This is a genomic window from Psychrobacter sp. CoH-33_TS_01, assembly GCF_058189395.1.
On record NZ_JBVGQI010000001.1, the window covers coordinates 89,428 to 112,433 of the forward strand.

A 23,006-nucleotide genomic window follows, 5' to 3' on the forward strand; every position below is an offset into this window, starting at 1 on the left:
AGGAATAACTGCACGAGCAAAGCGGTTTAAGTCGACCAAGATTTGAGCACAAAACAGCTGCAATAAGTAAGTGGCAGCAAAGCACAAAAGGTAGGTGAGTATGGGACAAGTTATCTTTGTCGTTTGCCGAGAGAGTATCGAAGCCTTACTGGTCATCGGTATTTTATGGGCGTGGATGAATCAAAACGCTGAAAGTCGCAGCGGGAAAAAATGGCTGCTAGCAGGTATCGGAGCAGGGTTATTGTTGGCCTTGTTATTGGCGTTGACCTTGATTGGGGTGACGCAATTTTTGGGCGGAGCCGCCCAAGCTTGGTTTGAGATTGGCATGCTGATTGTAGCCGCAGCCTTAATCGTACAAATGGTCTTTTGGATGCGCAAACACGGTCGAACCTTGAAGTCAGAGCTGGAGTCTGGCTTGGCCAGTAATGTCGAAAACGCTAATTGGTGGGGAGTATTTTTTCTCGCTATGATTGCGGTAGGCCGCGAGGGCTCTGAGTCGGTCATGTTTTTGTACGGCAGCTTTTTGAGCCTAGTCGGGAGCGCGGCCTATCTGCAATTCTTTATTGCAGTGGCCATCGGCTTGGCTCTCGCCGGACTGCTGTTTTATTTACTGCAAATCGGCAGCCAGTATGTTTCTTGGCCGAAGTTTTTTCGGGTCACAGAAATCTTGTTGCTATTCTTAGGCTCAGCACTGTTTTTGACCGCCGCTGAAAAATTGCTCAATGGTCCTCTGGGGTTAGTAAATTTCCCAGACTGGATTTACGCGACCATGTGGGACAGCAGTGCACTGCTGAATGACAGCAGTACGTTTGGCAATCTATTGGCCTCACTCTTTGGCTATCGCTCACAGCCCAATGGCTTCGATTTGCTGGCTTTAGCGCTCTATTGGGGACTGGTCGCTTTGGTTTTATTGCCTAATTGGCAACGAGCACCAAGCCAATTAACCGTGCGTGCGGCCCAACCACAAAAACCACCTCAGTCGTTAACCGATCATTGAAAGCCGCCATGACTAACCGAGTATTATTCCGAACTGTGATATTGCGAACCTGGTTAAAAGATATCACGCTATTGGGCTTACTACCGGCAGTGTTGCTATTAACGGCAATCGGCTCCAGAGCGGGTGAGGCCAAGGCGCTGACTGATACTGACTCTAACGGAATATACCCTGAGCTTAGCGATGCTGAGGTCGGTAAGCTGCTGTTCTTTGATAAAAATTTATCTTATAACCGAACCATGTCATGTGCGACTTGTCACGATCCTGCTCAGGCGTTTAACGATCAGCGTTTAAGCCACGCCCACGGCAGTGTGTCGCAAGGGGCTAATGGCACCGCCTTTGGAGTACGCAATACCTTGACGGCAAGCTATGCTAATACCAGTCCGACCTTTCATTTTGATAGCGATATCCAAGAGTTTGTGGGCGGGCAATTTTGGGATGGGCGCAGTGCGACTTTAGCGCAGCAAGCGATGGGGCCGCCACTCGATGCCAATGAGATGGCGATGCCGTCAGCGGTCGAGATCGTCAAGCGCTTGCAGGCCAATCCAGTCTACGAGCAAGCTTTCAAAGATGTGTATGGCGATAATATTTTTTATGTACAAGACAGCTACTCTAAGTATCGTAAGCTCAGTGACCCCAAAGAGTTGCCCAATGCTTTTATTGCTATGGGGAACTTTATTCAAGCCTTTGAGCAAAGTGATTATTTCTCTCCGTTTGATAGTAAGTATGACCGCTATCTAGACGGAAAGTATGTCCTTAGCACCCAAGAGGAGGCGGGGCGTAAATTATTCTTTGAAGACCCTGAAGTGAGCTGCCGCAGCTGTCATATGCAAAAACAGATGGGGGATAAAAAAGAAGCTTTTACCAGTCACCGTTTTCGTAATGTCGGAGTACCGAGCAACCCTGCGCTGGTCGCTTTGCACCCAGATGCCCCTGACTTTATTGATGTAGGGCTGATGAACAATACCCACACGACTGAATCGCAGTTTAAAGGTAAGTTTAAAGTACCGACTCTGCGTAATGTGGCGCTGACGGCGCCTTATATGCACAATGGGGTCTTTCATGAGCTGCGCACCGTAATAGCGTTTTTTGATCATTACAACAACCCCGATCGCAAGATAAACCCTGAAACGGGTCAACCTTGGGGTGTGCCTGAAGTCGCTAAGACGCTAGACCATAAAGACCTAGCGGGTCGGCCTTTATCGGATACAGAAATCGATAACTTAGTGGCATTCTTTAAGACCTTGACCGACCAACGCTATGAAAATCAACTGGAGCTTAACCAAGTACCGTAACTAAGCTGCAAGATCACTAATAGATAGCTAAAGATATCTAAAAGATCGTTAAACCCACTATAACGCCCAAAAATCCCCACAACATGAATCAGTCAATTTGCGATAGCGCGCCCAAATCCGGCAGCGGCGGAAGCTCATCTAAGCTGGCCAGCCCAAAAGCATCCAGAAATTCAGGAGTGGTATGGAGCAGTGCCGGTCGACCCAAGGTTTCTTTATAGCCCTTTTCTACAATCCAAACTTTATCAAACAGTTGGCGAAGAATATTACTTGAGACTGTGACCCCACGAATCTGCTCGATATCACTACGGGTGACCGGTTGTCTATAAGCAACCACGCTAAGGGTCTCTAATAGTGCTTGGCTTAAATTCTCTAAACGCTGCGGAAAGACTTTTTGAATCAAGCCGCTATAGCGATCTGTAATCTGTAGCCGATAGCCGGTAGCGGAGTGGTTAAGCTGCAATACCCCAGTCGATAAACGTTGCTGCAACACCAATAAAGCCGTCTCTAACTCTTGTTTAGAGAGCGATAAATGCCGTCTAAGTTGGCTGTCGTTAAGCGGGGTTTCAGACGCATGCAGCAAGACTTCGACATAGCGACTCAAGGTCTCAAACCGGGCGTGCGAGTCTGCAATAGACTGAGCATCAGTACTAGGGGAGCTTGGGTTATTAGCCGGTGAGCTAGTAGGAGTAGGCGAATTAGGTTGCTTAGCATCAAGGTTTGCAGTATTAGCAGGGCTGCTCATAAAAGATTCACGATAATTGGGAGAAATTAGGAAAAATTGAGTAAGACTATACAGTTAGCTGACCCATTTTAAAGACAGCTCAGACATTGTAAAGTTAGCAAAATCATCCTCGTCATTCTGAACGTTGTCTTCGTCATTTATTGCCTTGCCATTCTTTATAGCGTCAGGCTGATAGTCCACGACAATTAAATGCCGTTTAATCAGCTCTAATACCGCGACGAAGCTGACCACAACTCCCAAACGACCTTGCGATTTATCCAGTAGCTCCGCAAAGCGACCTTCGCCGCGTTCTGACAGCTGCCGGGTGATACTGGCAATACGATCTTCTAAGGGAACGCTATCCGCCTTCACCGTATGCATCTGATAGTCTGGCTTGAGTTGCATTTTTAATAGGCTGTCGACTAATAAGGTCGCAGGATAATTAGGCAATTGCGCTGCCATAACTTCCGGGTTGGGCAAACTGGCCATTGCCACAAAAACATCGCGCTCTAAGCGTACAAGCGCATCTAGTCGGCGGCTGGCTTCCTTAATTTGGGCGTATTCTTCCAAACGCGCAATCAGCTCTGCTTTGGGATCGCGTGCCTCACTGTCGCCTTGCGTATCTTCAGGCAACGGTAATAATAACTCGGTTTTAATCGCAATTAAGGTGGAGGCCATCAGCAGATAGTCGCCAGCGAGCTCGAAGTGATCCTCATCCAAAGCATTGATATAGGCTAAATACTGCTCAGTAATCGGCAAGATAGCCGTATCGGTCAAATCAAAGTTATTCTTTTTGACCAGATACAGCAAAAAGTCGAGTGGGCCTTCAAATTGCTCCAACCAAATCGCAAAAGCTTGCGGTGGGATATACAGGTCGTCCGGCAAAGCCTCGATAGCCGTTTGATAAATCCGCACAGCTGGGCCAGCTAGCTTGGTGGTCGTGGCAGTATGAGCACCAGTGCTTTTATTAGCATCAGTATCAGGGCTGATACTATCTGGACTGTCATTGCCGCTATCTTGCTCACGACCTGACGGGCTATCCGTTAACGACATGGCTTATTTCAGCTTTGCTAAAGGTTTAATACCAATAGCACGGCGGGCTTTGTCCAATTGCTTACGGCTATGACGACGGGCTTTTTCCGCACCCATCTGTAGGATTTCTTCCAACTCTTTAGGGTTCGCCATTAGCTCATTATAACGAGCACGGAAAGGCGCGACCTCTGAGTTAATCTTATCAAATAACGCTTCTTTAGCCTCACCCCAACCAATACCTGACTCATATCTTGCGCGCATCTCAGCCACTTCTGCTGGGGTAGCAAAGGCTTTGTAAATTTCAAAGATAGCAGAATCATCTGGGTTCTTAGCTTCTTCGGGCAGCTGCGAGTTGGTGACGATTTTCATAATCGCTTTATGCATCTGCTTTTCGGCATCAACTTGTGGGTTGTTATCGCCAAATAAGGGGATAGTGTTGCCATAGCTTTTGCTCATTTTACGACCGTCAAGCCCGGTAAGTAGCGGCATGTCATCATCGACCATGGCCACAGGTAGGGTAAACAGCTCTTTGTATTTATGGTTAAAAGTACCGGCGATATCGCGCGCCATTTCGATATGTTGAATCTGATCGCGACCGACGGGCACATGCGTGGCGTTAAACATAAGAATATCAGCCGCCATTAATACTGGGTAGCCAAACAAGCCCATTGTAATCCCTTGATCGGGATCGACGTCGTTCTTTTCCATATTGGCATCGACAGACGCTTTATAAGCATGAGCACGGTTCATTAAACCTTTGGCGCACGAGCAGTTGAGTACCCATGCCAATTCAGGAATTTCTGGCACATCTGACTGGCGATAAAAAGTGACGCGCTCAGGGTCTAGACCACAGGCAATCCAAGTGGCGGCAATGATTTTGGTCGATTCATGAATCTGCTGTGGGTCATAGCATTTGATGATGCCATGATAATCGGCTAAGAAGAAAAACGCCTCGTCATCGCTGTCTTGGATTGACTGAATGGCAGGACGAATAGCGCCGACATAATTGCCTAAATGCGGAATACCGGTCGTGGTAATCCCAGTTAAGATACGTCTAGGGGTAGTGTCGTTAGTAGTAGTATTAGCAGAGTCACTCATGATAAATCCAATCAATGATTTTAATTTTAGGGAGAAATAGGTTGGGTATAACTAGATTAAACAAGGATGTTGAGTAGCGTATAAGGCACTGAGACCACGCAAGCCGCTAAGTATAACAAATTATCTTACGGCTTTTGCGCTTGAGACCAGTCAGTGTCGAATGAGACGTTAGTTGTTAATTAATTAGTAGCCAACTAGTCATAATAATTCGAGCGACCAGTCTCATTGTTTTTAAAGCGACGATGAAACCACATCCACTGGGTCGGGTCGATACGAATTAAGCCTTCTAGCAATTCGTTGACACGGGTAGCATCGGCCACTTCATCATTACTAGGATAATTCTCTAGTGGTGGGGTAATAGTGAGATGATAATGCGGACGCTTGCCACGAGGGAGATTGTCTGGGGTCTGCCGATAGGTGTGTAGCGCCATAATAGCGGGTGGATTGGCTTTATCGCCTAAACGGGCTAGCCGTCTAGGAGCAGTAATCGTAGCTGCCGGAACGCCAAAGAAAGGCGCCATCACCCCATGTTTAAGGCCATAGTCTTGGTCAGGCGAATACCAAATGACTTTGCCCGCTTTAATACTACTGACCAAGGCACGCATATCTTGATGAGGAATTTGTTGATCAAAAATATGGCGACGACCATTAAAGATAAACCAATCGAGTAGGGCATTATTCTGCGGGCGATAAACACAATCCACTGGGAAAAACTGCGTGCACAGGCGACCGCCTAAATCTAACATCGTATAGTGCGCCCCAAGCAATAACACCGCGCGGCCTTCCTTCTGGGCATTAATTAAATGCTGAAGACCTGAGATAGAGAGGGTGCGGGTAAATAAGTTAGGGCGAAACCAAGCACACAAAGTCTCAAAGATGCCAATGCCTTGATTAACAAAGATCTGTTTGGCCATCAGCTCGCGCTCAACCTCTGGCTTTTCTGGAAAAGCTAAGCGTAGATTAACCAAAGTATCGTTTTGCCGTGATTTGGCCACATGATAAATCATAATGCCCAGCTTACGCCCCAACCAAAACTGCCACGCTAGCGGTAAATATATCCACGGTAGCATCAGCGCAAAAGCCAACCAGATACCCCAATATTTAGGGTGCAAAAATTGCCATTCAAACGGACGCTTTGGCGCCAAGTGAGTTTGTTTATGGTTGTCCGTGATACTCGGCATCCCCGCAGGGATAGGCGGCGATTTTTTAGGATTGCTCGCCTTGCCCGTATTAATGGTTGCAGAATTAGCCGTCGGGTTACTAGGATCATAAATAGGAGGCGTCGCTATCTCTGACGTCGCAATTTTAATACGCGAGTCATGGCGGCTGCGAGTGCTAGAGTCGCGCGAATCGGTAGCAGTAGGCACCGAGGCATTGGGATTGGCGGGGTCGTACTGTTGGGGAGCTTTCATAAGCGTAGCAGATACATTATCAGAGTAATAAATGCTGTATGGGCAATAAATGCTCACTTGAGCAATAGGATAGCCTTATTATAGCTGAATCAGCCGCCCAAGCGGATAGGGCTTGTGGGCAGGAATGTAAACAACAAAAAAGGCGACTGTTTGACAGTCGCCTTTTCTTAACACTATAAGGTCTAGGACAAAACGGATTAACGTTTTGAGAACTGTGGACGCTTACGTGCTTTACGTAGACCAAGTTTCTTACGCTCAACTTGACGTGAGTCACGAGTTACGAAGCCAGCTGCTTTTAGGGCAGACTTAAGGGTTTCGTCAGTCTCGATCAATGCACGAGTGATACCATGGCGAATTGCGCCGGCTTGACCACTAATACCACCACCTTTAACAGTGATGTATAGGTCATAGCTGGTAGCTGAGTCAAGTAGCTCTAGTGGCTGACGAACAACCATGCGAGCTGTTTCGCGGCTGAAATACTCGTCAAGTGGCTTACCGTTTACAACGATATTACCAGTACCTTTAGCTAAAAAGACACGAGCGGTAGACGTCTTACGACGACCTGTACCATAATTTCTGTCAGTTGTGCTGAGTTCCATAAGTGTCTCCTTAGATGTCTAATACTTGAGGCTGCTGCGCTTCATGTGGGTGTTCAGTACCCGCATATAGCTTAAGCTTCTTAATCATAGCATAGCCAAGAGGACCTTTTGGAAGCATGCCCTTAACCGCCTTGTGTAGTACATCTTCAGGCTTATGCGCAATCAACTTAGTAAAGTTGGTTTCTTTAATACCGCCTGGGTAACCGCTGTGACGATAGTACTTTTTGTCTTGAGCTTTTTTACCAGTTACTGCAATTTTCTCTGCATTGATAACGACGATGTAATCACCGGTGTCAACGTGCGGAGTAAAATTAGTTTTATGCTTACCGCGTAGGCGAGAAGCGATTTCAGTAGCTAGGCGACCGAGAGTTTTGCCGTTAGCATCCACGACATACCAGTCATGGGTAACCTCAGCTGGTTTGGCACTAAGTGTTTTCATGATAAAACCTTAAATTAATAGTCGTTGAGAGTTGTAACGGGGCTCTCAAAAAACAGACTGCACATTATAAGCAGTAGTGTCTAAGCTTGCAAGCTGAATCGAGGGTTATTTTATCGCGAATAATAGACAGGCATAGTGAAACTGCCGTTTATTAAACACGGTTTCTATCCTCGAGCTTAATTTGGTGTCGATATTCTAACAGATATTACGCGCAATGGTTATGTGTTTCACGAATTAACTGCATATTGATAGATACCAGCGTGAATTTGGCCTACTTTAGTGGTCTTTAAGCAGTAAAAGCTAGGCTCTGTAGTGGTGCTATCTGAATTGTCATGAGCTAATGCTGTTGTCGGCTGCGCTTCTTGATGGGCCGTATCTGGTTTATGAACAGTATCTTGGTTAGAGTCACTGTCCTCAAGCACCGTCACGATTTCATTAATAGGGCGGTCTGCTTCTAGATATAGCAGCGTGTCGCCATGAATTAACTGATGGGTTAATAATGCCTTGAGGATAGGCTGCCAAAGATTAAGCTCATAAGGCGGGTCAATAAATACCACATCGAAGGGAGAAAGGGTAGCCGCCTGTTGCTCAATGACCACTTCTGCCCGTCCGGTAAAAATATCCGCGTCTGTCTGACTGACTTGTAGCAGTGCTGCGCTGTTTAATAACAATTGGCTTTGTTGGGGGTTGGCTTCAATAAAGGTACAGTGCGCCGCCCCTCGAGATAAGGCCTCAAAGCCTAGCACGCCGCTGCCGGCACAACAGTCTAATACCCGCGCGCTATAAAGGTCGGCCATAAGCCAACTAAATAAAGTCTCTCGCAAACGATCGGGAGTGGGGCGCAGCCCTTCAGCATCAATAAAATCCAATTGACGGCGTTTAAAGTGCCCCCCGATAATGCGCACTGCACTCGTGGCAGTGTGATGCTTGCTCGGGGAAGGACGAGAGGAGCGGACGGTTTTTTTGGGCATGGTAGCGGCTTGTTAAAAGTTATTAAGTGAGTAAAGTCATTATTGTTTAAAGCTATGAGCTATTTAAAGCTAGTGGTTAATAGCTATGAGGTATTACAACTTATTAAGGATTAAAAGGGCCTGCAAGTCTAAAAAAGTACAGGTTTAAAGAGTACAGGTTTTAAAAGTACAGGTCTAAAAAGTAAGGAGCTACTCAGTTGGTTTCTTTTTAGGGTCAGCGGGAGCTTGCGCCGCCAGCAACTCTTGCTCAGCTTCCAACCGTGCCTTCTCGAGAGCTTTTTGTGCCCGTATTTCTTTAATTTCTGCAGCAGTCGGTGGTAGGATCGGGTCTTTTTCGCGTTGCAGCATCCAATAATCCATCAAGGCCTTACCAATAGGCGCTGCTGTGGTACTACCGCCACCACCGTTTTCTACTAAAATAGCAACGGCAATTTCAGGGTCTTCTACAGGCGCAAAGCCATTAAACCAGGCGTGATCCCAATGACGCTCATCAAGCGCTGCTTTATTATAGCGTTTACCTTGCGCGATAGATTTGACCTGCGCCGTCCCTGTTTTACCCGCACTACGATATCTTGGGTTGTAGATAGCGCGAGCAGTACCATGTTTGGCCGTTTCTTCCATTGCCGCCCGCATCCGCAACCAATCCATCTTGGTGCCATTAAATTCAATTTGACCATCTGGCTTTTCGATGGTATCAACACGAACAGCGCCTTCACTACGCTTTAATAGATGCGGCGTAATATGTTGCCCTAAGTTGGCAGTCATAGCGGTCGCATTGGCAATTTGTAGCGGTGTGGCTAAGAAATAACCCTGACCAATACTTACTGAGATGGTCTCACCCGGTAGCCAGCCTTTATCGTAAGTGTCTTTTTTCCATTGCGGCGAAGGAAAGACCCCAGCCTTTTCATTGGGTAAATCGATACCGGTCTCAGAGCCAAAACCAAAGCGTACCATCCAGTCGTGTAGACGCTGGATACCCATAGTGTAAGCCAGCTTATAGTAGTAAGTATCTACCGATTGCACAATGGATTTTGTTAAGTTTACCGTGCCATGGCCACCCCGTTTCCAATCGCGGAAACGATGACTGTCACCGGGTAGCGTAAAGTAACCGGGGTCATAAATTGTACTGTTCCAGTCCATTAGCCCATAGTGAATGCCGCCCAACCCTTCAAACGGTTTAATGGTTGAGCCAGGTGGATACATGCCTTGTAACGCACGGTTATATAGCGGCTGGTCGATATTATCGCGGAGCGCACCATAATCCTTAAAGGAGATTCCCGAGATAAAAGGGTTGGGATCGTAGCTGGGGTTACTTACGAACGCCAGCACGTCCCCATTTTTAGGATCAATGGCAACGACGGCACCGCGGCGACCATTGAGCTGATCCTGCGCGACTTTCTGTAGCCCATAATCCAAGCTGAGATAGATATCATTGCCCGGCGTCGACGGTTTCGTATCCAATTGGCGCAAAATATTGCTATGGACATCGGTCTCTACGGACTGATAGCCCGGTTGACCGAGTAATAGGTCTTCGTACTGGGCCTCGATACCGAGTTTGCCAATCAGGTCAGTGCCTGCGTAGCGGTCTTTATCAATAGTCTTAGTTTCTTTATCATTAATACGACCGACATAGCCGATTACGTGAGCAAATAGCTCATCATAAGGGTAGGTGCGGGTCAGCTTGCTTTGAATAGCGATACCATGAAAAAAAGGCTTACGCTCACTAAACTGTGCCACTTGCGCCTCAGAGAGGTCGATTTTGACCGTCACCGGATCATTTTTTTTATTATTCTCAATACGCGCTAAGATATCGGTAATTTCTTTTGGCGTTAAATCGAAGATAGGGGCGAGCAACTCCAGCGTGCGTTTGGGGTCCGAGACCTCATCAGGGCTCAACATTGCTGTGAACACCGGCTGATTGTCCGCCAAAATGATGCCATTGCGGTCATAAATATAGCCGCGACTTGGCGGCACCGAAATCAGCTTGATACGGTTATTATCCGCTTCGGTAGTATAGAGGTCGTGCTCAAAGAGCTGCAAATAGCTATAGCGAGCAATGAGGGCAAGCAGACCCAAAAAAATAAAGAGACCGGCAACGATGACGCGGCGCATAAAAATGCGGTTCACTTGGTCCGTATCTGAGGAGTTATGTTGGTTCATGGAGCGCTAACAAGCTTGGCTAAAGTGGGCAAAATTATACCATAGAACCTTGAAGTCATGAGTAGCCCTGTCGGTAAGATTGCGTGAGGTTCTTTGCTAGAGTCCTACCCAAGTCTTGCCTTTAACTATAGCCCCCGTCTATAAAGACAGCAGTAAGGGCTTGTTTGCCTATTTTATCCACAGAGTATTTTTATTAAATCATGGATTTTATTCAGAATTGTAAAAGACTTGGGGGTCGGTTATAGCTATAGAGTAAGCGTGTTAACCCTAGGGAAATATGCTAGAATCATTCGATTTTGCGGGTAGCGTAACGGCGGCATAGTGCAGATTGGGGCGTGGTTAACTCACATAAGTGCAACCGTGAGCATACCCCGTCTTAGCTCAGCTAAACTAAGCAGCGGCTAGGCGGAGGGCTCATTACTCTAGTATAAAATAACAGAGGCGGATGCCGGACTCGTCAGAACTTTTGCTACCAACTCTAGGCGCTGTGTAGTATAAGTAGGCGTCATGGGACTTTTTTAGGTCTCCTATTGTCAGCCTTATTAAGGTAATGAAAACCGGTCTTATAATGCCGGCAAGCGCCTTAATACAACCCAATAAGCTAAGAGCCTAATAAGCTAAAAGTATGGTTTGGGTAGGCAGTGGCTTTGAGCTAATTTAATTATTTTACCAGTTGAGCTAGGGGTAACCGCAATTATGAGTGGATCATCTATATGGCAAACACTCATCGAGCATCCAGAATTTATTGCGATGCTGACTATTCCACCCGTCACAGCCTTTGTGACTTGGGTGCACGTGTGGATGGCGCTCAAAATGCTTTTCTATCCCATCAAGTTTTGGGGTATCCGTCTCCCGATTCCTAATTTGCCTTTTGGGCTACCGGGGATTGGCTGGCAAGGTATCGTACCGCGTAAGGCGGGTAAAATATCAGGCGTTATCGTTGATCAGACCCTATCTAAGCTGGGCTCGCTCGATGAGTTCTTTCAGGCGATGGAGCCGGAAGAGATGGCCGATTTCATTACGACCGCGGTCGATGAAAATCTAGACCATCTCATTGATGAGATTATGAAAGAGCGCTCAGATGCCCTATGGGGGCGTGTGCCTTATGCGGTAAAGCGCCGTATTTATGCTCATGCGCATCAAGAGCTGCCTAAGATTATGAAAGAGCTGGTCGTCGACCTGACTTATAATGTCGAAGACTTGGTCGATATGCGCGAAATGATCGTGCGCACGATGGAGAATGATCGCCGTTTGATGGTGGAGATGTTTCTCAAAGTCGGACAAAAAGAGATTAACTTTATCTGGCATATCAGTGCTTTGATTGGTTTAATCTTCGGTATCATTCAGATGGGTATTTTCATAGTGGTGCCGCAGCATTGGACTGTACCGTTCTTTGCCGCTATCTGGGGCGTCTTAACCAACTGGATCGCGATTTGGATGGTCTTTAATCCGGTTGAGCCGCATTATATTCGCTATCCTAAATGCTTTAAAGTCTCTAAGTCTTTTCCATTCATCATTCCGCAAATGCCGCATATGGGCACCTATAATTTCCAAGGTGGCTTTATGAAACGTCAGGAAGAGGTGTCTACGGTGTTTGCTGAGATTGTGGTCAAGGATTTGGTCACTTTAGAGAACATTATGAATGAAATGATGTTTGGCGCGCGCTCAGATAAGACACGTGAGCTGATGAAAAACCATTTATATGAGATACTAGAGTCACCTTTAGTGAGTACCACTTTAAAAGTGGGTCTAGGCCGTCGTGAGTTTGGTCAATTAAAGAATACCATTATCGACAAGTCTATTGATGCCACCATGGTGCCCATACGCGATCCTTCGTTGAACGCGAGCCGTGCCAGTAAAATCTTTGGTCTATTCCGCGATCGCATCCGTGCACTATCGCCTAGCGAGTTTCAAAACTTGCTGCGTCCCGCCTTCCGTGAAGATGAGCTAACCCTCATTATTTTGGGCGGTGTTACCGGCTTCTTGGCAGGGTGGCTGCATTTGGTCTTAGTGTTTTTCCCAGTTGCCGGCTAGCTAAAAATAGCTACTGCTATACTAGTTACTGCAATATGGACAGTTTAAAACACGAGTTATTAAACGGCTGAGCAATTTAATGGTTTTAGTATGAAAACTATAGGTTTAGATAAGTCCTGTTAGCTTACAGGGACACTTATCTAAGCCTTTACTCGTTTAGAATAAGGCATTTTTGCCAGCTATAACTTTAGCCGTATGAATCGTAAGGCGTTTTGCAATTTTCCTTTTTATAAGGTTACTCTTTATAACGCTTCTTTTTATGCTGCTCCTTTATAAATATGGCTTTATAATAGCTGGCTTAAGCCAGTTGGTATGCCCTTAAGCTAGTTGGTATGAAAGATTTAATAGTAAGTCACCATCACAAGTATTTGTCATAAATAGCGATTAACAGCCATGCTTCTAGCTGCCTGTCATAAATCACTGTCATAGTTATTGTCAACGATGGCCATTACTGGTCAAAGGTCAGATATATGTTAATCACAGAGCTGGGTTATTTTGCCTTGCTGGCCGCCTTAGTGCTAGCCATGTTACAAGTGGTACTGCCCACCCTTGGTATATACCGCAACGAGCCTGCTTGGCAGCGTCTAGCCCCAAGTCTAGCTTGGGCACAGTTTGTCGCCATGATGCTGTCATTCACCGCGCTAATGGCCGGGTTTTATTACAATGATTTTAGTCTCATCTATGTGGCGCAGCACTCGAATACCTTATTACCTTGGTACTATCGTTTGTCAGCCACTTGGGGCGGGCACGAAGGGTCGCTGTTATTATGGATGACCATCATGGCCACTTGGTGCGCTTTGGTGTCTTATTTCAGCCGCGGTTTGCCGTTGTCTATGCGCGCGCGCGTCCTCGTTATTTTGTCCGTAGTGCAGCTGATGATGCTGGCGATGTTGATTTTCACTTCATCACCTTTTGAGCGCACCCTGCCCAACTTACCCGTAGATGGTGCTGACTTAAACCCAGTGTTACAAGACCCAGGTCTGATTATTCACCCGCCTATGTTGTATATGGGTTATGTGGGTATGGTCGTGCCGTTTGCCTTCTGTATGGCCGCGCTATGGGCCGGTCGTTTGGATGCGGTCTGGACCCGCTGGTCACGCCCGTGGACTCAGGCGGCTTGGGGTTTCTTAACCTTAGGTATCGCGCTAGGCTCTTGGTGGGCTTATTACGAGCTTGGCTGGGGCGGATGGTGGTTCTGGGATCCTGTAGAAAACGCTTCGTTGATGCCTTGGTTGGCCGGTACGGCTTTACTGCACTCCTTATCAGTGACCGAGCAGCGTGGGGTCTTTAAGGCTTGGACCATTATGTTGGCCATCTTTACCTTTGCGCTTAGTTTGTTAGGCACTTTCTTGGTCCGTTCGGGCGTGATTACCTCAGTGCATTCGTTTGCTGCGGATCCCACCCGTGGTTTGGCCATCCTCGTTATTTTAGGCGTGGTGATTGGCGGCGGCTTGTTGATGTTTGCCTTACGGGGTTGGCGTTTGACCGTCGAGAGTCAGTATCAACTGATCTCACGTGAGACCTTTTTGGTCATTAACAACGTCATTATTCTCATCGCAACTTTAGTCGTCCTATTGGGTACGCTATATCCGATTATCGCGGATGCCTTTAGCTTAGGTCAGGTATCGGTAGGCCCTCCTTACTTCAATGCTTTATTTGTGCCGCTCACTTGGTTGCTGTTATTGGCCATGGGTATGGGCTCGAATATCCGTTGGAAAAGAGACAAGCGTCCTTTATTAGGCGTGGCGCTCATGATTGCTGTCAGCAGTGCTGTATTAGCCGCTATCATTACCTACTTTGTCCATCCCATGGATATGTTTAATATCGCCGTGACTATTGCCTTAAGTTTATGGGTATTGGGTTGGATGTTGGTCGATATCAAAGACAAAACCAAAAATGCGAGCAATCGTCTGGTCGGTTTGACCAAGCTAAAAAGCAGCTATTGGGGCATGCAAACAGCACACATTGGCGTGTTAGTAGTAGCTATCGGGGTGGCTGTCACTAGTGGCACCAGTATCGAAAAAGATGTGGCATTGGCCCAAGGCGATAAACTGCATGTGCAAGGCTATGATTTTGAGATTGCGAGTTTCCGTGAGGTCAAAGGCAGTAACTTTGATGCGACTGAAGCCGAAGTGTTGGTCAGTAAAGACGGTAAAGCCGTAACGACCTTACGCCCACAAAAACGCACCTATATCGTCAGCATGATGCCAATGACGGAAGCGGCAATCGACGCCAAGTTGAGCCGTGATATCTACGTCGCCCTAGGCGAGCCTATCAGCGATGGCAGTAACGAATGGGCCGTGCGTATCTATGTGAAACCTTTAGTTCGGTGGTTATGGTTTGGCGCTATTATCATGGCGCTAGGAGCATTATTAGCGATGCTAGACCGTCGTTATCGTCTAAAGCCTAAACGTCGGAATGGCTTGCCGGCGACCGTGTCTACTCAGGCCGCGCCTATCGCGCCAACAGCGGCAGTAGAGTCAGCGACGCCCGTCGTATCTGATGCTTCAGTAGGGGAGCGTTAATATGGAAAAGCAACAACTGAAACTGTGGTTTTTGATTCCGCTTATCGTTTTTTTGGGCTTAATCGTGATGTTGTTTTTGCGCTTAGGAAAGCCCACTGAGATTGAGACCAATACGGCCTTAGAGCGTCCGGTACCGTCTTTTGAACTGCCTTTATTGTCGGATACTTCACGGACGATAAAGACCTCGCAGTTACCAAATAAGCCGTACTTGATTAATATTTGGGGCTCATGGTGTCCGACTTGTATCGTTGAGCATCCTTTTCTTTTAGAGTTAAAAGAGCGCGGTGTCGACATCGTTGGGGTCAACTATAAAGATGAGATTGGCAATGCGCTAAATTATCTCAATGGTCGTGGTGACCCGTATCTACTATCTGTACAAGATGAGTCGGGGCAGTTTGCCTTAGATTTAGGCTTGACCGGTGCCCCTGAAACCTTTGTGGTCGATAGCAAAGGCGTCATTCGTCAGCACATCATTGGGGAGGTCAGTGAGGTCAACTGGCAAGAGCGGATCGCCCCTTGCATGATGGTACTGAATAAAGCGGATAGCGATAAGTCGAGTATTGAGGAGGCATGTCGATGAAAGCCCTGATAAATATTTTTCTGCTACTGCTAGCGTCGGCTACTTTTATGCCCTTGACCAGCTACGCTGAAATTGAAGTTTATGACTTTAAAAGTGATCAGCAAGAAGCGCAGTATCGCGGATTAATCGAAGAGTTTCGCTGTCCGAAATGTCAGAACCAGAACCTTGCGGGGTCCGATGCGCCTATCGCACAAGACCTTAAGCAAAAGACCTACGATATGATTCAAGACGGACGTACGGATGCTGAGATTCGTGAGTTTATGCAAGAGCGTTACGGGGATTTTATTAGCTACAAACCGCCCGTGCGACCGTCGACTTGGGTGCTGTGGTTTTTCCCGCCGTTATTGCTGATCTTCATATTGGGTGGTTGGTTTTGGCGTACCCAGCGCCGTCGCCATCGCAGTGACACAGTCGTCGATACTTCTAAAGGCCGAGGACAGCTCTCGCCGGAGGAGCAGGCCACCTTAGACCGGCTATTGGCCAGTCGTACAGCCAGTAAGACACCGTCACACCAGACCACTGCTGCAGGTCAAGACGATCCGAGTAGTCAAAGTAAAGGAAAAGGGGCATCGTCATGAGTGTATTTTCAACGCTAGGGTTATTTATTTCCTTAAGCTTAGTGATCGCGCTACTGTTGGCACTGATTGTCATTGTTCCTTGGTTGCGTGCCAGTAGCAAAATGGACAGCGTAGACAACCAGTTGGTTGATATTAATATCGACGTTTTTAAATCGCGCTTGGCTGAGATTGTCACCGATAGAGAGACAGGAATTATTAACGACAGCCAGTATCAAGTGCAAAAAACTGAGCTTGAACGTCAATTAATTGCCGCTGAGCAGCAAGCCGCCCCTATGCGCTCACCTGGGGTTAAAAGCCGTCTTATCATTATGATTTGGGTACCCGTATTAGCTGCGATGGCTTATTACCTGATTAGCGATCGCAGCGATGTCTTTAAGCTATGGCAAGCCCAAGATAGCGTCGGTCAAGTGGCGGACGATCTGCTCACAGGTAAGATTGATCAGCCGCCAGAGTGGGCCATTGAAGATGGCACCGCGCTTATCTCAGCCATGCAAACCAACGTCTACCGCCATGCCGATGATCCCGATCGTTGGATGCGCTTATCTGAGTTATTCTTATCGCTAGAGGCCACAGATTCAGCGCTAGAGGCATTATCGAGAGCTTATCGTCTTTCGCCCGATGATATGGCTATTGCCACGACTTATGCGCAGATTAGCTTCTTTGCTAAAGGTGGCAGTCTTGATGAAAGCAGCCGCCGCGTGCTACAAGGAGTACTGCAGAAGCAGCCGGACCACGAAGGCGCGCAGATGTTAATGGCCATGGGTGAGGCACGTGCTGGTAACTTTGCGCAAGCTCAGGGTTGGATTCGTAAGCTGCGTGGCAGTATCGCGCAAAAGCCTGGTGACCATACAGCCGCCTTAGGCAGCTTAGATGAGCTCAGTGCCAATATCAAAGCGCAGCAAGAGCAAGCTTCAGCGGGTGTATCGGTGACGGTTAGCGTCAATCCGAGCTTACTGCCGTTAATTAAAGCTGAAGACGTGTTGTTCGTCACCATTCGTGCTGCCGCTGGTGGTGCGCCTTATGCCGCCAAACGTCTGCCAGTGACGAGTCTCACCAATGGCAGCCTAGTACTAAGCCTCAGTGATGCTGATGCTATGATGCCAGACCGTACCTTAGAGAGCGCTCGCAGCGCCGGTGAGCAGCTGGTAGTCACCGCTCGAGTCAGCCAGTCGGGCAATGCTATTAGCCAATCAGGCGACTTATCGGCAAACCCAGTAGTGCTACAAAAAGATCAGAAACAGCTAAATATTGAGATTAATCGTCAGGTGCCTTAAGTGGTTATCAGATTATTTACGAGCTAGCGTGAGCCTTTAGGACTTTAACTGAGTATTAGTAGGTCTTATGTTAGCTCGTCAATTACGGTATCTCTGCTAGATATAACGATTTTTTATCATAGTACGCACAATTTTTATGCGGATAGTCGGCTTTATTAGGGTAATATAAGGCGGCTTTTATAGTACGAATGGTGAGCAAACACCATAATTTAAAGAGTGATCATGAAGTACTGCGAAAATTACTTGAGCTTTAATCCTTCACAAGGTAAGGTATTCGAGTAATATATTGGTAATATTGATACAACACAGACGAGGACAAGCAAGTATGATGCGTATTATTTTGTTAGGGCCACCAGGCGCCGGTAAGGGCACTCAGGCGCAATTTATCTCTAAAAAGTTTGATATTCCGCAGATTTCTACAGGCGATATGCTTCGCGCTGCTATCAAAGAAGGCAGTGAGTTGGGCCTTAAAGCTCAAGACGTTATGAAAGCTGGCGGACTGGTATCGGATGACTTGATCATCAACCTAGTAAAAGAACGCATCACAAAACCTGATTGTGTCAATGGCTGTATCTTTGACGGTTTCCCGCGTACTATCCCACAAGCGCAAGCTTTGGCTGATGCTGGTGTGGATATTGATAACGTTGTAGAAATTCGCGTACCCGATGACGAGATTGTCCAGCGTCTATCAGGCCGTCGTCAGCATCCAGGCTCTGGTCGTGTGTATCACTTGCAGCACAATCCACCTAAGACTGAAGGCTTGGACGATGTTACCGGTGAAGAGCTAATCCAACGTGATGATGATAAAGAAGAAGTCATCCGTGAGCGTCTAGCGACTTATCATGAGCAGACGTCTACGCTAGTGGGCTTCTATCAAGAAAAAGCGCAAGAAAGTGGGGCGGCGCCGCATTACTATCAGTTTGATGGTACCCAAGGTATCGACACTGTGAAAGAGCAAATTTTATCGGCTTTAAGCTAGTATTTATTAGGGCTTAGCTAGTGCTGAATGAGGACCCTGACTGCTTTGGTGGTTGGGGTTTTTTTGTGGGTGTTAATTTCAAATCCCCCTAAATCCCCCTTTGAGAAAGGGGGACTTAAAAGCGCTCGTCTAATTAAGAACGCCCCCTCCTTTGTAAAGGAGGGCTGGGGAGGATTTGGTTTTTAAATTTCGAAAGCTTTTCATAAAAAACTGCCAAGTAATCTTTATGAGCTAAAATCCCCCTAAACCCCTGAGTCAGGAAGCAGCAAAGGTTTGGGGAAACTTTGCCCTGACGCAAGACAAGAGCTGTGCTCGCGTAGGAAAGGGGGACTTAAAAGCGCTCATTTAATTAAGAACGCCCCCTCCTTTATAAAGGAGGACTGGGGAGGATTTAGTGTTTAAAGTCCAAAAGAAGCCCACAAAAAAACCGCCAAGTAATAAACTTGACGGTCTTTAAAATACTCTATTCAGTAACTGAGCTAGCAGTCAAACCAGCTAGGCTTAAGCGTTGCCTTCACCAGCGATTTGCTGTTGGCTTTGCGCATAAGCTTGGTCAAAGTTAACCGGAGCAAGCAATAGCTGTGGGAAGCTGCCACGCGTCACGATGTCGCTGATGACTTCACGAGCATATGGGAACAAGACATTCGGGCAATAAGCACCTAAAATCTGACCAATTTGATCTTCAGGAATATTTTGTAGTAAGAAAATACCGGCCTGATGAACTTCAGCGATAAACGCAGTAGTGTCAGAGTTTTTCGCAGTAACGCTTACGGTAAGCACCACTTGGTAATGGTCGTCATCTAGCTTGTCAGCACTGCTAGACAAGTTAATGTCGAGCTCTGGGTTCCACTCTTTGGTGAACACTTCAGCGCCAGGCACTTCTAGTGACATATCTTTTACGTAAATACGCTCTAAAGCCAGTTGTGGTTGGGCTTGTTCGTCAGCCATGTTTTGCTCCTTAAAGTAAATATTATAATTTATAGTAATACATGAGGTCGGATGACCGGCAAATTAACCGTTCAACATCTCATCAAGCTTACCAGCTTGGTTTAGCTTGTTCAATTCATCAAAACCACCAACGAAAGTGTCACCTACAAAGATTTGCGGCACAGTACGATAGTTATTGGTTTTTTGCATCAGTTCCATACGCTCTTCACGGCTCATATCGTGCATACCGATTTCTTGATACTCAACGCCTTTAGAGGTAAGCAGTTGCTTGGCGTTTGAGCAGTATGGGCAGATAGGGGTAGAGTAAACGATTACAGGGACGGTCATAAAAGCTCCTTGGGAGAAATAAATAGGGGGTAAAAAATCAGCAGCCATGCATTAATAATAATTATAAATCTAAAAGTAATACAAAAGGATAAGCTACAAATGGTGGCTGTTTTTTTGGACTACCGTTAACATGGGGGTAATCCAGATTTATTCAATATCTATTTGCTCTTACTCAATACAGTCTTTTTGTTACCGCCCTTGGCACCGACCAGTGGCATACCAGCAGCTTGCCAACCATTAATGCCCCCTTCTAAACGAAAGACATTGTCTTTACCAATCAATTGCACAGCCGCACCAGCCTGCACACCCATATCACAAATAATGATAATTGGGTTTTCAATCGCACGAATCTCTTCCATACGGTCTTTTAATTGGGTAAAGGGAATATTGCGGCTGCCTTGAATGTAGCCGGTCTCAAACTTGTTTTTGGCGCGCACATCGATCAGCTGTGCGTTTTGGGAGTTCACCATCATCCCCAACGTATTGGGAGAGACTTTTTTGCCACTGCGTTTATTTTCAATAGTGAAAAACAACACGATGAGCACCCCCAACAGACCAAATAGGAACGGGTGGTTGCCCATGAAATCAAACCAACGACTAAGATCCAAAACTTACCTCCAATAGTGTGCGTGCGGCTTGCCCGATATTCCTGCTATTCAGCGAACTTGTACGCTAACCCAAAATAGCGCTTGGCTAAGACCCAATGTGCGTCTATGCCAAGTACGGATCAGATAGGTAGGGGAGCAGGAAAAAATGGCAAACATAATCAACAGTGCGCATTATACCGACAACCTAGCGCAATTGCATTAAAAGCTATCACAGCCTTTAGGGTAAGGCCATGCTATGGATATAGGGTTATCGATATAATAATGTCTAAATATAGCAATGTCGCAATGCATTTTAACAGTGCAGTTTAATAATGCTTGGTATCGGCTTCTTCTTGCAAGACCACCAAGTTCTCAACGCGGCGTTGCAAGACCTCGCCATTCTCTACCGCTTCCCATAGCGCACAACCCTTGGCATTTTGCGTGTGTTTGCAGTCGCGGAATTTACACTCAGCAGATAAGGGGGCTAGCTCGATGAACCCTGAGATAACATCGTCTGGGGTCAAATGCCAAATACCGTATTCACGAATCCCTGGAGTATCGACAATACCGCCTTGGCTTAAGTCCTCAGTGACAAAAGGTAAAAGGCGACTGGTCGTAGTGGTATGCTGCCCCAATTTAGAGTTTTCGGAAATCACGTTCACGCTTTGCTCAGACTCAGGGAGTAAGGCGTTAATCAGAGTGCTTTTACCTACGCCAGACTGGCCAGCAAATATAACCAATTTATGGTCAATTTTAGCCTTTAAAGCTTGTAACCCTTGCTGCGAGAGTATGGCCTCGTCCGATTTGCTATCAGACGTCTCAGTAGACTGTTGGCTGAGTAAGTTTTCAGGGCAATCTACCGAGGTTAATACCGTCTCATAGCCTAAAGCCTCGTAGTCATCTAAGAGCGTCTGTACCGAAGCATAAGCCTCTTGCGCGAGTAAATCGGCTTTGTTAAGCACCAATAGTGGCCTCACACCCGCATGATGACAAACAACAAGATAACGGTCGATTAAGCTAGGCGCGGCCATCGGTAACGGGGCAAACACGATAGCTAAAATATCAACATTAGCGGCAACCGGCTTGAGCTTATGATAACGGTCAGGTCGTGACACTAATGAGGTGCGCGGTGCTACCGACTCAATACGGCCAAGCCCTGTGTTCGAGTCCGCAATCCAGCGCACATGGTCCCCAGCAACTAGCATCGGTAGATTAGTACGGGCATGACAACGCCAAATATCATGCAGTTCGATAGGCTGCCAAAAAGGGTCAGGGTCATCTGCAGCCACTTCCGGCTTTTCCGGGATGACGTTGGGCAGGCTGGTAATCTGCACTTCCAACTGTTTGCCATAGTGCGCCATAACGACGCCATCCATTAGGCTGTCATCGAGGCTGTCTTGCTGGTCGAGTTGTTGCTTTTCGATACGGCGAATCTGCTGTTTGGTCAGTTTGCGTTTTCGAATCAATGCCATTATTTATAACCTTTCATGCGAATATCCCAATTATTTTTGCAATAACAAATTTAACTCAGTGTACCGTGAAAATTTGCTAACATACACCGCTTATCGTATAGGTTTTGCCCATTAAATACCTCAGTACCTTATCTCATTATTTACGCATAGATAGTCTAGGCAGCTACAGGCATGATGATTAGAGAGTGTATAAAGAGCTACGAGGTTTACGCTATAGGCAGCTATATTTAGGCAAGCTTAGTATTTCGCAAGGGCACTAAGCAGCCCAATTGTATAATTACAGAATTTTATAGTTTTATAATTTTAACGTTCAGCAAGTTTTATAAGTCAGTTTCATAACCCAATTTAATAATTTAGTTTTATAACATCGCATGATTAATAGGAAAGCATATGGCCACGACCGACCACCCCAACAAAATTAAGATTAAGAACGAAGGTAAAAAAGGGCTGGTGTGGATAGATTTAGAAATGACGGGTCTAGATACCCTAAACGATGAAATCATCGAGATCGCCACTATTGTTACCGATCAAGATTTAAATATCCTCGCTGAAGGGCCGGTTTTTGCTATCAAAGTCTCTGACCAAAAGCTCAATGGCATGGACGATTGGAATACCAAGCAACATGGTCAATCAGGCTTGATAGATCGCGTGCGCCGCAGTACGGTGACGCTTGAGCAGGCAGAAGCTGAGACCATCGCCTTTTTAAATAAATGGGTAGATGCTGGCAAGTCGCCTATGTGTGGCAACTCTATCTGTCAAGATCGCCGTTTTATGGCGCGTCAGATGCCTGAATTGGAGCGCTTTTTCCATTATCGCAACTTGGATGTGTCGTCGATTAAAGAGTTGTGCTTCCGTTGGCGTCCCGATATCTTACGCAGCTTTGAGAAGAATGGCAGCCATCTGGCCATGGACGATATCCGTGACTCTATCCGCGAGCTTAAACATTATCGCACTCACTTTTTTAAATTGTTAGAAAAGTAG

General features: G+C 46.6%; 21 protein-coding genes. 9 read left to right on the plus strand and 12 right to left on the minus strand.

Features of this window, described 5'->3' with window-relative positions; genetic code table 11:
• Positions 1-100: 100 nt before the first annotated feature.
• Both ACZ2XM_RS00365 and ACZ2XM_RS00370 read left to right on the plus strand, forming a co-directional pair.
• The gene (locus tag ACZ2XM_RS00365; protein ID WP_490588132.1) at positions 101-997 is read left to right on the plus strand and encodes an FTR1 family iron permease; all 897 of its coding nucleotides are present in this window, start codon (positions 101-103) and stop codon (positions 995-997) included.
• An 8-nt stretch (positions 998-1,005) separates the two neighbouring features.
• Positions 1,006-2,289: a cytochrome-c peroxidase gene (locus ACZ2XM_RS00370; protein ID WP_490588131.1), complete on the plus strand. Its 1,284-nt coding sequence runs from the start codon at positions 1,006-1,008 to the stop codon at positions 2,287-2,289.
• Between the two features lie 88 nt (positions 2,290-2,377).
• On the opposite strand, the gene scpB is transcribed toward ACZ2XM_RS00370, so the two are convergent.
• The 8 genes from scpB to mrdA all read right to left on the minus strand — a co-directional run bounded on the left by scpB (position 2,378) and on the right by mrdA (position 10,721).
• Positions 2,378-3,031, minus strand: a complete 654-nt coding sequence (gene scpB, locus ACZ2XM_RS00375; RefSeq protein ID WP_490588130.1) for an SMC-Scp complex subunit ScpB — start codon at positions 3,029-3,031, stop codon at positions 2,378-2,380.
• 54 nt (positions 3,032-3,085) lie between these two features.
• A complete protein-coding gene (locus ACZ2XM_RS00380; RefSeq protein WP_490588129.1) occupies positions 3,086-4,063 on the minus strand; it encodes a segregation and condensation protein A in 978 nt (325 codons plus the stop codon).
• 3 nt (positions 4,064-4,066) lie between these two features.
• Entirely contained in the window at positions 4,067-5,140 is a 1,074-nt protein-coding gene (trpS, locus tag ACZ2XM_RS00385; RefSeq protein WP_490588128.1) for a tryptophan--tRNA ligase, read from the minus strand.
• Between the two features lie 194 nt (positions 5,141-5,334).
• A complete protein-coding gene (locus ACZ2XM_RS00390; protein WP_490588204.1) occupies positions 5,335-6,321 on the minus strand; it encodes an LpxL/LpxP family acyltransferase in 987 nt (328 codons plus the stop codon).
• Between the two features lie 428 nt (positions 6,322-6,749).
• On the minus strand, positions 6,750-7,151 hold the full coding sequence (rpsI, locus tag ACZ2XM_RS00395) for a 30S ribosomal protein S9 (RefSeq protein ID WP_490588127.1): 402 nt from the start codon (positions 7,149-7,151) through the stop codon (positions 6,750-6,752).
• Between the two features lie 10 nt (positions 7,152-7,161).
• Complete coding sequence (rplM, locus tag ACZ2XM_RS00400; RefSeq protein WP_490588126.1) at positions 7,162-7,590, minus strand: 50S ribosomal protein L13; 429 nt, start codon at positions 7,588-7,590, stop codon at positions 7,162-7,164.
• Between the two features lie 227 nt (positions 7,591-7,817).
• Positions 7,818-8,561, minus strand: a complete 744-nt coding sequence (gene rsmD, locus ACZ2XM_RS00405) for a 16S rRNA (guanine(966)-N(2))-methyltransferase RsmD (protein ID WP_490588125.1) — start codon at positions 8,559-8,561, stop codon at positions 7,818-7,820.
• A 189-nt stretch (positions 8,562-8,750) separates the two neighbouring features.
• Positions 8,751-10,721 carry a penicillin-binding protein 2 gene (gene mrdA, locus ACZ2XM_RS00410; RefSeq protein ID WP_490588124.1) on the minus strand — a complete coding sequence of 657 codons (1,971 nt, stop codon included), beginning with the start codon at positions 10,719-10,721 and terminating at the stop codon, positions 8,751-8,753.
• Positions 10,722-11,417: 696 nt separating this feature from the next.
• Here mrdA and ACZ2XM_RS00415 point away from each other — a divergent pair.
• The 6 genes from ACZ2XM_RS00415 to adk all read left to right on the plus strand — a co-directional run bounded on the left by ACZ2XM_RS00415 (position 11,418) and on the right by adk (position 18,691).
• A complete protein-coding gene (locus tag ACZ2XM_RS00415) occupies positions 11,418-12,755 on the plus strand; it encodes a hypothetical protein (RefSeq protein ID WP_490588123.1) in 1,338 nt (445 codons plus the stop codon).
• 470 nt (positions 12,756-13,225) lie between these two features.
• Positions 13,226-15,280, plus strand: a complete 2,055-nt coding sequence (locus tag ACZ2XM_RS00420) for a heme lyase CcmF/NrfE family subunit (protein WP_490588122.1) — start codon at positions 13,226-13,228, stop codon at positions 15,278-15,280.
• A gap of 1 nt (position 15,281) precedes the next feature.
• Positions 15,282-15,860, plus strand: coding sequence for a DsbE family thiol:disulfide interchange protein (locus ACZ2XM_RS00425; RefSeq protein ID WP_490588121.1), 579 nt, complete (start codon positions 15,282-15,284; stop codon positions 15,858-15,860).
• Positions 15,861-15,868: 8 nt separating this feature from the next.
• Positions 15,869-16,438, plus strand: a complete 570-nt coding sequence (locus tag ACZ2XM_RS00430) for a cytochrome c-type biogenesis protein (RefSeq protein WP_490588203.1) — start codon at positions 15,869-15,871, stop codon at positions 16,436-16,438.
• On the plus strand, positions 16,435-17,712 hold the full coding sequence (gene ccmI, locus ACZ2XM_RS00435; RefSeq protein WP_490588120.1) for a c-type cytochrome biogenesis protein CcmI: 1,278 nt from the start codon (positions 16,435-16,437) through the stop codon (positions 17,710-17,712). Before ACZ2XM_RS00430 ends, ccmI begins: the two co-directional genes overlap by 4 nt.
• A 328-nt stretch (positions 17,713-18,040) precedes the next feature.
• The gene (gene adk / locus ACZ2XM_RS00440) at positions 18,041-18,691 is read left to right on the plus strand and encodes an adenylate kinase (protein ID WP_490588202.1); all 651 of its coding nucleotides are present in this window, start codon (positions 18,041-18,043) and stop codon (positions 18,689-18,691) included.
• 501 nt (positions 18,692-19,192) lie between these two features.
• Here adk and secB read toward each other — a convergent pair.
• From secB to rsgA, 4 genes are all read right to left on the minus strand, one after another.
• Positions 19,193-19,639, minus strand: coding sequence for a protein-export chaperone SecB (gene secB / locus ACZ2XM_RS00445; protein ID WP_490588119.1), 447 nt, complete (start codon positions 19,637-19,639; stop codon positions 19,193-19,195).
• Between the two features lie 63 nt (positions 19,640-19,702).
• Positions 19,703-19,966: a glutaredoxin 3 gene (gene grxC, locus ACZ2XM_RS00450; RefSeq protein WP_490588118.1), complete on the minus strand. Its 264-nt coding sequence runs from the start codon at positions 19,964-19,966 to the stop codon at positions 19,703-19,705.
• A gap of 158 nt (positions 19,967-20,124) precedes the next feature.
• Positions 20,125-20,547, minus strand: a complete 423-nt coding sequence (locus ACZ2XM_RS00455; protein ID WP_490588201.1) for a rhodanese-like domain-containing protein — start codon at positions 20,545-20,547, stop codon at positions 20,125-20,127.
• 332 nt (positions 20,548-20,879) lie between these two features.
• Complete coding sequence (gene rsgA / locus ACZ2XM_RS00460; RefSeq protein ID WP_490588117.1) at positions 20,880-22,025, minus strand: ribosome small subunit-dependent GTPase A; 1,146 nt, start codon at positions 22,023-22,025, stop codon at positions 20,880-20,882.
• 390 nt (positions 22,026-22,415) lie between these two features.
• Between rsgA and orn the strand changes: the two genes are divergently transcribed.
• On the plus strand, positions 22,416-23,006 hold the full coding sequence (gene orn, locus ACZ2XM_RS00465) for an oligoribonuclease (protein WP_490588116.1): 591 nt from the start codon (positions 22,416-22,418) through the stop codon (positions 23,004-23,006).

Coding starts and splice junctions, on each gene's coding strand:
- ACZ2XM_RS00365 (WP_490588132.1), top strand. CDS start 101: ATGGGACAAGTTATCTTTGTCGTTTGCCGAGAGAGTATCGAAGCCTTA.
- ACZ2XM_RS00370 (WP_490588131.1), top strand. CDS start 1,006: ATGACTAACCGAGTATTATTCCGAACTGTGATATTGCGAACCTGGTTA.
- scpB (WP_490588130.1), bottom strand. CDS start 3,031: ATGAGCAGCCCTGCTAATACTGCAAACCTTGATGCTAAGCAACCTAAT.
- ACZ2XM_RS00380 (WP_490588129.1), bottom strand. CDS start 4,063: ATGTCGTTAACGGATAGCCCGTCAGGTCGTGAGCAAGATAGCGGCAAT.
- trpS (WP_490588128.1), bottom strand. CDS start 5,140: ATGAGTGACTCTGCTAATACTACTACTAACGACACTACCCCTAGACGT.
- ACZ2XM_RS00390 (WP_490588204.1), bottom strand. CDS start 6,321: ATGCCGAGTATCACGGACAACCATAAACAAACTCACTTGGCGCCAAAG.
- rpsI (WP_490588127.1), bottom strand. CDS start 7,151: ATGGAACTCAGCACAACTGACAGAAATTATGGTACAGGTCGTCGTAAG.
- rplM (WP_490588126.1), bottom strand. CDS start 7,590: ATGAAAACACTTAGTGCCAAACCAGCTGAGGTTACCCATGACTGGTAT.
- rsmD (WP_490588125.1), bottom strand. CDS start 8,561: ATGCCCAAAAAAACCGTCCGCTCCTCTCGTCCTTCCCCGAGCAAGCAT.
- mrdA (WP_490588124.1), bottom strand. CDS start 10,721: ATGAACCAACATAACTCCTCAGATACGGACCAAGTGAACCGCATTTTT.
- ACZ2XM_RS00415 (WP_490588123.1), top strand. CDS start 11,418: ATGAGTGGATCATCTATATGGCAAACACTCATCGAGCATCCAGAATTT.
- ACZ2XM_RS00420 (WP_490588122.1), top strand. CDS start 13,226: ATGTTAATCACAGAGCTGGGTTATTTTGCCTTGCTGGCCGCCTTAGTG.
- ACZ2XM_RS00425 (WP_490588121.1), top strand. CDS start 15,282: ATGGAAAAGCAACAACTGAAACTGTGGTTTTTGATTCCGCTTATCGTT.
- ccmI (WP_490588120.1), top strand. CDS start 16,435: ATGAGTGTATTTTCAACGCTAGGGTTATTTATTTCCTTAAGCTTAGTG.
- adk (WP_490588202.1), top strand. CDS start 18,041: ATGCGTATTATTTTGTTAGGGCCACCAGGCGCCGGTAAGGGCACTCAG.
- secB (WP_490588119.1), bottom strand. CDS start 19,639: ATGGCTGACGAACAAGCCCAACCACAACTGGCTTTAGAGCGTATTTAC.
- grxC (WP_490588118.1), bottom strand. CDS start 19,966: ATGACCGTCCCTGTAATCGTTTACTCTACCCCTATCTGCCCATACTGC.
- ACZ2XM_RS00455 (WP_490588201.1), bottom strand. CDS start 20,547: ATGGGCAACCACCCGTTCCTATTTGGTCTGTTGGGGGTGCTCATCGTG.
- rsgA (WP_490588117.1), bottom strand. CDS start 22,025: ATGGCATTGATTCGAAAACGCAAACTGACCAAACAGCAGATTCGCCGT.
- orn (WP_490588116.1), top strand. CDS start 22,416: ATGGCCACGACCGACCACCCCAACAAAATTAAGATTAAGAACGAAGGT.